Origin of the sequence: Streptomyces sp. H27-H5 (genome assembly GCF_026627505.1) — a bacterium.
Classification (GTDB): Bacteria; Actinomycetota; Actinomycetes; order Streptomycetales; family Streptomycetaceae; genus Streptomyces.
Genome location: NZ_JAPNLK010000058.1, coordinates 1 through 7,722 on the forward strand (window position 1 = coordinate 1; position 7,722 = coordinate 7,722).

The 7,722-nt window shown below is 73.5% G+C and carries 5 protein-coding genes and 1 pseudogene; 3 read left to right on the forward strand and 3 right to left on the reverse strand.

The features are described from left to right. Window positions 1–429 precede the first annotated feature (429 nt). Complete coding sequence (locus OTB19_RS26360; protein WP_267800984.1) at window positions 430–2,493, forward strand: SpoIIE family protein phosphatase; 2,064 nt, start codon at window positions 430–432, stop codon at window positions 2,491–2,493. Window positions 2,494–2,584: 91 nt separating this feature from the next. Here the strand turns inward: OTB19_RS26360 and OTB19_RS26365 are convergent. The 3 genes and pseudogenes from OTB19_RS26365 to OTB19_RS26375 all read right to left on the reverse strand — a co-directional run bounded on the left by OTB19_RS26365 (window position 2,585) and on the right by OTB19_RS26375 (window position 5,127). Further along, a pseudogene (locus OTB19_RS26365) lies at window positions 2,585–3,255 on the reverse strand (CE1759 family FMN reductase). Window positions 3,256–3,272: 17 nt separating this feature from the next. Continuing rightward, complete coding sequence (locus tag OTB19_RS26370; protein ID WP_267800985.1) at window positions 3,273–4,232, reverse strand: LLM class flavin-dependent oxidoreductase; 960 nt, start codon at window positions 4,230–4,232, stop codon at window positions 3,273–3,275. Window positions 4,233–4,449: 217 nt separating this feature from the next. Further along, window positions 4,450–5,127 (reverse strand): TetR/AcrR family transcriptional regulator, encoded by a 678-nt coding sequence (locus tag OTB19_RS26375; protein WP_267800986.1) that lies wholly within the window; start codon window positions 5,125–5,127, stop codon window positions 4,450–4,452. A 62-nt stretch (window positions 5,128–5,189) separates the two neighbouring features. Between OTB19_RS26375 and OTB19_RS26380 the strand changes: the two genes are divergently transcribed. Next, window positions 5,190–6,728, forward strand: a complete 1,539-nt coding sequence (locus tag OTB19_RS26380) for an FAD-dependent monooxygenase (RefSeq protein ID WP_267800987.1) — start codon at window positions 5,190–5,192, stop codon at window positions 6,726–6,728. A gap of 249 nt (window positions 6,729–6,977) precedes the next feature. Beyond that, window positions 6,978–7,628 (forward strand): DUF4360 domain-containing protein, encoded by a 651-nt coding sequence (locus OTB19_RS26385; RefSeq protein WP_267800988.1) that lies wholly within the window; start codon window positions 6,978–6,980, stop codon window positions 7,626–7,628. Window positions 7,629–7,722 lie beyond the last annotated feature (94 nt).

The following is a 7,722-nucleotide window of genomic DNA, read 5'->3' on the forward strand; positions in this document are numbered from 1 at the left end:
GGCACCGACATCGGCCACCCCAACGACGCCTTCGACACCGCCGCCATCGTCCACCTCGCCGACCACGAGGCGTGACCGCACCCAACCCGCCCAACCGGAAAAGGACCTGCAACGCGCTGCACTAGGAAGCACGGGCGTCACGGACCGTACGCGTGTCCGCGAGTGCGGTGACATGGGCCCGGTGCGTCCGGGGGCCGAGGCCCCGCGCGACGCTCCGAGCGGCGCCGGCTCTGCCGCGCCCGCTCGCCGGGAAACCTGCCGGTCGACTCCTCATCGTGATCGCCCGAGTGCGTTCCGTGGGATTCGGCGTCACCGTCCGGATTCCGCGGTCGGACGAAATGTACCCCTCTTCGATCGCGGGCAGAATTGGAGGAACGGCCCGTGATCGACTCGCGGGCGCCGGACAGCCACCCGTGAGGGGATCTGCCGATGCCGACGGACCGGCCTGGGGGAGAGGGGGGCGAGCAGGGTCCCGAGCCGCTCCGGTCCGAGCCGGGATCGCTCCTGGAGCACGTGTCGGTCGCGGTCTTCGGCATCGACGACGAGGGCCTGATCCGGTACTGGGGCCCCGGCGCCCGGAACCTGTTCGGCCACGAGGCCGCGGACGTGCTCTCCGGGCCCGCGGCCGCCCTTTTCCCGGCCTCGGAGCCGGACGCGGCCGCGCACCTCGCGGAGCGGGCGCGGACCCTCGGGTACTGGCGCGTGCGGCTGCCCGTCCGCCACCTGGACGGCACCGTCTTCGACTGCGGCTTCCGGGTCTTCCCCGTGGCCGGCGCCGAGGGCGACTCCGTGATCATGGGCCTGGCGAGCAGGAGCGACGAACTCGACCGGGTGAAGACCAACCTGTCCTTCCTCGACGCGCTCTTCGAGACCTGCCCGATCGGCCTGGTCATGCTCGACGAGGACCTGCGCTACGTCCACCTCAACCAGGCGCTGGCCGACATGGACGGCATCCCCGTCGCCGAGCACCTCGGACGGCACATGGCCGACGTCATGATCACCTCGGACGACGGCGAGTACCGGCGGATGCTGCGCGGGGTGGCCCGGGACGGCCGCCCGGTGGTCGGCACGCTGGTGGGCCTGCGGACGAGCGGACATCCCGACCGCGACCAGGTCCGATCGGTGAGCTTCTTCCCGCTGAGCGGCGCCGTGGACACCCGGCGCGGGGTGGGAGGGCTGCTGATCGACGTCACGGACCGGGAGCGGGCCATCCTGGAGGCGACGTCCGCCCGCCGCCGGCTGGCGCTGTTGGACCGGGCGGCGGGACACATCGGCACCACCCTGGACGTCGAGGTCACCGCGCGGGAACTGGTCGAGGTCGTGGTGCCCGACTTCTGCGACGGATCCGTCGTGGAACTCGTGGAGTGGATGGACGAGAACGAGGACTTCGATCCACTGCTCCCGCTGTTCACCCGCAGGATCGCCTCCGGCACCACGCTGGACGCGCCCGCCGTCGAGCTGGTGAGCGGCCTGCGGGAGGTGACCTACCCGCCGGGCTCCGGCATCCACCAGATGCTCAGCTCGGGCCGCCCGATCTGCGTCCGGGTGGACGAGGACTTCGTCGCGCGGACCGTCGTGCACCGACAGCGCGCCCGGCTGCTCAGGGAAAGCGGCCTGGTCCGCATCCTCATCGCCCCGCTCATCGCACGCGGCACGGTGCAGGGCCTCGCCATGTTCGGGCGTTCGGCGGCCCGCCCCGACTTCGCCGAACAGGACCTCGGGCTCGCCGGGGAGCTGGCCTCGCGCGCCGCCCTCTGCCTGGACAACGCCCGCCTCTACAGCCGGGTCCAGGACATCGCGCTCACCCTCCAGCGTTCCCTCCTGCCCACCGCCCCGGCGGCCGGACCCCACGTCGACATCGCCCACCGCTACCTGCCCGGCGGCCGGGGCACCGAGGTCGGCGGCGACTGGTACGACGCCGGAACACCGGCCGACGACCGGGTGGCCCTCGTCGTCGGCGACGTGATGGGCCACGGGGTGCCGGCGGCGGCCGCCATGGGCCGCTTGCGGATCACCGCGAAGGCGCTCTCCCGGCACACCCGCGACCCCCGGGCACTGCTGGAGGAACTCGACGCCTGCGCCCAGGACGTCGGCATCGAATGGGCGACCTGCGCGTACCTCCTGTACGACGCCCGCACCGGGCACGCCGTCATCGCCAACGCGGGCCATCCACCGCCCCTGGTACGCCACCCCGACGGGACGGTCGAGACCCTCGCGGAGGGCTTGGGAGTGCCGCTCGGGGTGGGCGGCGTACCCTTCGAGTCGATCGAGGTCGAACTCCCCGAGGGCGCCGTCGTGGCCCTCTACACCGACGGGCTGATCGAGGCCCGCGGCCGGGACATCGACACGGGCCTCGACGCGCTCCGCGAGGAACTGCGCGGCCCCATGGGGTCGTTGGAGGAGGCCGCCGACCGGATCCTGTCGAACCTGCTGCCCGACACCGCGACCGACGACACGGTCCTCGTCCTGGCCCGGGTGCGCCGCGCCCGGTGAGGCGTCCGGCGTCGGGCGCCGAGTCGCGCCGCGTGTCCGGTCGCGTGTCGCGCCGCGTGTCGGGTCCGGCGGTGGGTCCGGCCGTCGCCGGTCACCGCCGTGCGGGCCGGGCTCGTACGGCCTCCAGGTGTCGCTCGAAGGACACGACCTCCTCGTCCCCGTCCGGCGCAGGGGAGGCCGGACCGCCGGCCGGCGGTCTGCCGGGGGCGAGCAGGGCCGCCGACTCGGCCGCCGACCGGCCGATCCGGCGGGGCAGCTCCTCCGTGAAGGGGTCGCCCGCGTTTCCCCAGTCCGAGGTGGCCGCGTAGACACCGGTGGGCACCACCACGGCGCGCAGGTAGGCGAACAACGGACGCAGGGCGTGCTCCAGCACCAGCGAATGCCGGCTGGTCCCGCCGGTCGCCGCGATCAGCGCGGGACGGCCGGTGAGGGCCGTGTTCTCGACGAGGTCGAAGAAGGACTTGAACAGGCCCGAGCAGGAGGCGGTGAACACGGGCGTGACGGCGATGAGCGCGTCGCGGTGCTCCACCGCGCCCAGCGCGGCCGCGAGGCCGGGCGGCGGATACCCGGTCACGAGGTGGGCGGCGATGTCACGTGCGAGCGGGCGCAGTTCGACGAACTCGATCGCACAGGCCACCCCGCGTCCAGTGCCGACCGCGTCGCGGCGGCGAGCCGATCGGCGAGCAGCCGGGTGGACGACGGATCGCTCAGACCGGCCGCGACCACCGTGATCCTCCTCGGTGCGCCGTCACCCGAGAGCACGGCGGCCGGGTTCTCGATCACGGGGCGACCCCGTCGCGCGCCGCCAGCCGGCCCGCGTGGGTCGGCGCGGCCGCCGTGGCCGCCGGGCGCACCGCGGCGAACTCCCGCCGCAGCACCGGCACGACCTCCTCGCCCAGGATGTCGAGCTGTTCGAGGACGGTCTTCAGCGGCAGCCCGGCGTGGTCCATCAGGAACAACTGCCGCTGGTAGTCGTCGAAGTGCTCACGGAACTCCAGGGTGCGCTCGATCACCTGCGCGGGACTGCCGACCGTCAGCGGGGTCTGCTCGGTGAACTCCTCCAGCGAGGGACCGTGCCCGTACACCGGGGCGTTGTCGAAGTAGGGCCGGAACTCCCGCACCGCGTCCTGGGAGTTCTTCCGCATGAACGCCTGCCCGCCGAGGCCGACGATCGCCTGCTCCTCGGTGCCGTGGCCGTGGAAGGCGAACCGGCGCCGGTAGAGCCGGATCAACCGCTGGTAGTGCTCCTTGGGCCAGAAGATGTTGTTGGCGAAGAAGCCGTCACCGTAGTAGGCCGCCTGCTCGGCCACCTCGGGACTGCGGATGGAACCGTGCCACACGAAGGGCGGCAGTCCGTCGAGCGGGCGGGGGGTGGAGGTGAACGCCTGGAGCGGGGTGCGGAAGCGTCCCTCCCAGTCGACCACGTCCTCCTCCCACAGGCGGCGCAGCAGCGCGTAGTCCTCCGCGATCTTCACCGGGTCATTGGTGGTGATGAGCGTGGTCGCGGTGGAGAGCAGCAGGCGTTCGGTGCGTGCCGCGATGTAGCCCAGCACGGTCGTGGGGGAGGACGGGACGAACGGCGGATTGTGGTGCTCGCCCATGGCGAAGACGTCCAGCCCGACCTCCTCCGCCTTGAGGGCGATGGTGGTGATCGCCTTGATGCGCTCCCGTTCGCCGGGGGTGTGGCCCGTCGTCGGGTCGGCGGTCACATCACCCACGGTGAAGATGCCGAACTGCACGCGGCCCGCTCTCTCTCGCACCGGCCGTGCGCTGCGCCGGCCGGTCGTCGTCCTTGTCGGCATGGAGCGTACGAAGGGGGAGCGGCCCCGATGTGCCCGAGGGCGCACGCCGAAGTGACCCACCGTGCGCGGTCGACCGGCGCGGCCTCCGCTTGTGGTTCCGCTTGCGTCCGCCGGCTTTCCGGCCGGCCCGCTGCCGTCAGCAGGGTGCGGGCGGTCAGTCCTTGTCCCGGCGCGGGCCCCGCGCCGACAGGCCGGTGATCAGCAGGTCCAGGCCGAACTCGAAGCGGGCGGTGAAGTCGGTGCTCGTGACCACCGGCAGTGCCCGGGCCAGGTGCGGGTAGGCCTCGCCGGCGGCGGCCTCGCGCAGGCGCGCCGGATCGGCCGGTCCGTCCGGGGTGAGGGCGGCCTGTTCCTCCAGGGTGTGGCCCAGGGTGAAGTCGGCCACGGCCAACAGGGCCCGCGCCGCGTCCTCCTCGCCGAAACCGGCCCCCGTCAGCAGCGAGACGACCGACTCCGCGAACCCCAGTGTGTTCGGGCCGGTCGGGTGCGTGCCGGCGTAGACCCGTGCCCCGTCCCGTCGGGCCAACAGCGCCGCGCGCAGCGCCCGGGCGCGTCCGGCCAGCGCCGTCTGCCACGCGGCGTCCGCGGGCGCGGGCCCGGCCGCCGCCGAGGCGACCATCCGCTCGGCCATCTCGGTGAGCAGGTCGTCCTTCGTGGCGAAGTGCCGGTACAGCGCGCCGGCCTGGGCGCCGACGGCGTCGGCGAGCCGGCGCATGGTCAGCGCCTCCAGGCCGTGCTCGTCCAGCAGGTCCAGGGCCGTCTCGACGGTGCGCGTCCGGTCGAGGCGGGCGGGGCGCCCCCGCCCGGGGGCGGAGGTTGACAGGGAACTCATGCGCCTCATTATAGTGAACATCGTTCACGTGAACGCTGTTCACTTATTAGGGGGTACCTCTCATGGACACCGATGTGATCATCGTGGGCGCCGGCCCCACCGGACTGATGCTGGCCTGCGAACTCGCCCTGGCCGGCGTACGGACCCGGATCATCGAGCGCCGCACCGCGCCCCACCCGCACTCCCGCGCCCTTACCCTCCACCCGCGCAGCGTCGAGATCCTCGACCTGCGCGGCCTCGCCCCCCGCTTCCTCGCCCACGGCCGCCCCGTCCCCGGCTGGCACTACGCGGCCCTGCCCACCCCGCTCGACTTCGCCGCCCTCGACACCCGCCACGGCTACACCCTGGCCATCCCGCAGGCCCGCACCGAAGCCCTCCTGGAGGAACGCGCACGGGAACTCGGCGTCCGGATCAGCCGCGGCCTGCGACTCACCGCGCTGACCCAGGACGCCGACGGGGTCACCTGCACCGTCCGAACCGCCGACGGGGGCCCGGGCGACGACGGCGGCATCGGTCCGGGTGGCCGCGCGCCCCTGCGGGCCCGGTACGTCGTGGGCTGCGACGGTGGCCGCAGCCCCGTCCGCGAGGCGGCGGGCATCGCCTTCCCCGGCAGCGACGAGACCCTGACCGGCGTGCTCGGCGACTTCGCCGGCCTCGACGCCGACCCGGACGCGCTGCGCCGGCTGCGCGCCGCCGGAGGCCTGGCCGTTCCGCTGGACGGCGGACTCACCCGCATCGTCCTGATCGACCCCGAACGCATGCGCACACCCTCCGCGGAGCCCGTCACGACGGAGGAGTTCCGCGCCTGCCTGAACCGGCTCTGCGGATCCGACCTCGGCATCGGCGAGCCGTACTGGTCGTCCCGCTTCGGCAACGCGACCCGACTCGCCGAGCGCTACCGCGCCGGCCGGGTCCTGATCGCGGGCGACGCCGCGCACATCCACTTCCCCGCCGGCGGCCAAGGCCTCAACACCGGCCTCCAGGACGCGTTCAACCTCGGCTGGAAGCTCGCCGCCCACATCGCGGGCTGGGCCCCGCCCGGTCTCCTCGACAGCTACGACGCCGAGCGCCGCCCCGTCGGCCGCGCCGTCACCGACAACACCGCCGTACAGACCCTGCTGGCCGAACTGACCCTGGTCCCGCGGTACGCCGATTCCGCCGTCGCACTGCGCACGCTCCTCGATGAACTGCTCGGCCTGCCGGAGGTGAACCGGCTGCTCGCCGGGCGGGTCTCGGCCCTCGCCACCCGCTATCCCCTCGAAGGCGGCGCGCCCGCGGGACGGCGCCTGCCCGACATCGCCCTCACCGTCGCCGGCTCGTCCGCGCGGCGCGCCCACGAACTGTTCCGCGAGGGCCGCTTCGTCCTGCTCGACCTCACCGGCAGCCCGTCCGGGGGCGGCCCCGACGAGCCCGCCCACCCCCGACTCACGCACGCGACCGTCACCGCGCACGACCCGCACGAGGACCTCGACGGGGTCAGCGAACTCCTCGTCCGGCCCGACGGACACATCGCCTGGGCCACGCGTACCGCGGACCCGCGCCCGCGCGCCGCCGAACGGGCCGCCGCCCTCGCGGCGGCGATCGACACCGGCCGCGTGTGATCCGGCGGCCGAAGCGGCCGATGTCGACGCCGTGTGATCGGCCGGTAACCGCCTTATTCCGCAGGGAGCGCGGTCTCTAGCATCCAGAGCGTTCCGGTACTCGTTCCGCGACGCGGCCGGACGGTCGAGGTTTCCCAAACGCTGCGGCCCCACCCGACGATTCCCGCTGTCCGGGTCGACGGAGCGGGACCGCGCGCTCGGCCGGACCCCCCACCTCAGGCAAGGCCACCGACAACCGATCGGAGCATCATGCCCGGTGCCTTACTCGCCGGCGGCGCGACCGCCGTGTTCCTCGCCGGCACGTTCCTCGCCCCGCAGGCCCCGGCCGGCATCACCGTGCCGCCCGACAAGATCGTCATCGAGCTCGCGACCGTCAACGGGTCCGGGTGTCCTCTGGGCACGGCGGCCGTCGCCGTGTCGGCGGACAACACGGCCTTCACCGTCACCTACAGCCAGTACCTGGCACAGGTCGGAGTCGGCTCCCAACCGACGGACTTCCGCAAGAACTGCCAGCTCAACCTGATCGTGCACGTCCCGCAGGGCTTCACCTACGCCGTCGCCAGCGCCGACTACCGCGGTTACGCCCACCTGGAGAGAGGGGCCAACGCGACCCAGAAGGCCTCGTACTACTTCCAGGGCTCGCCCGAGACGGCCACCGGGACCCACCGCTTCAACGGCCCGCTCGACAACAACTGGCAGGCCACCGACACCACCGATTGGGCCCAGCTGGTCTGGGCGCCCTGCGGCGCACAGCGCAACTTCAACATCAACACCGAGCTGCGGGTCAACGCCGGCACCTCGGACCCGAAGAAGACGAACAGCTTCATCGCCATGGACTCCACCGACGGTGCCATCCAGACCGTCTACCACCTCGCCTGGAAGACCTGCCCCGCACGCTGACCCCGAACGCCGGCCCCGGTCGGCGGTCGACGTACCCCCGGGTGGGGGGGGGGGGGGGGCCCCCCCGCCCCCCCCCCCCCCCCCCCCCCCCCCC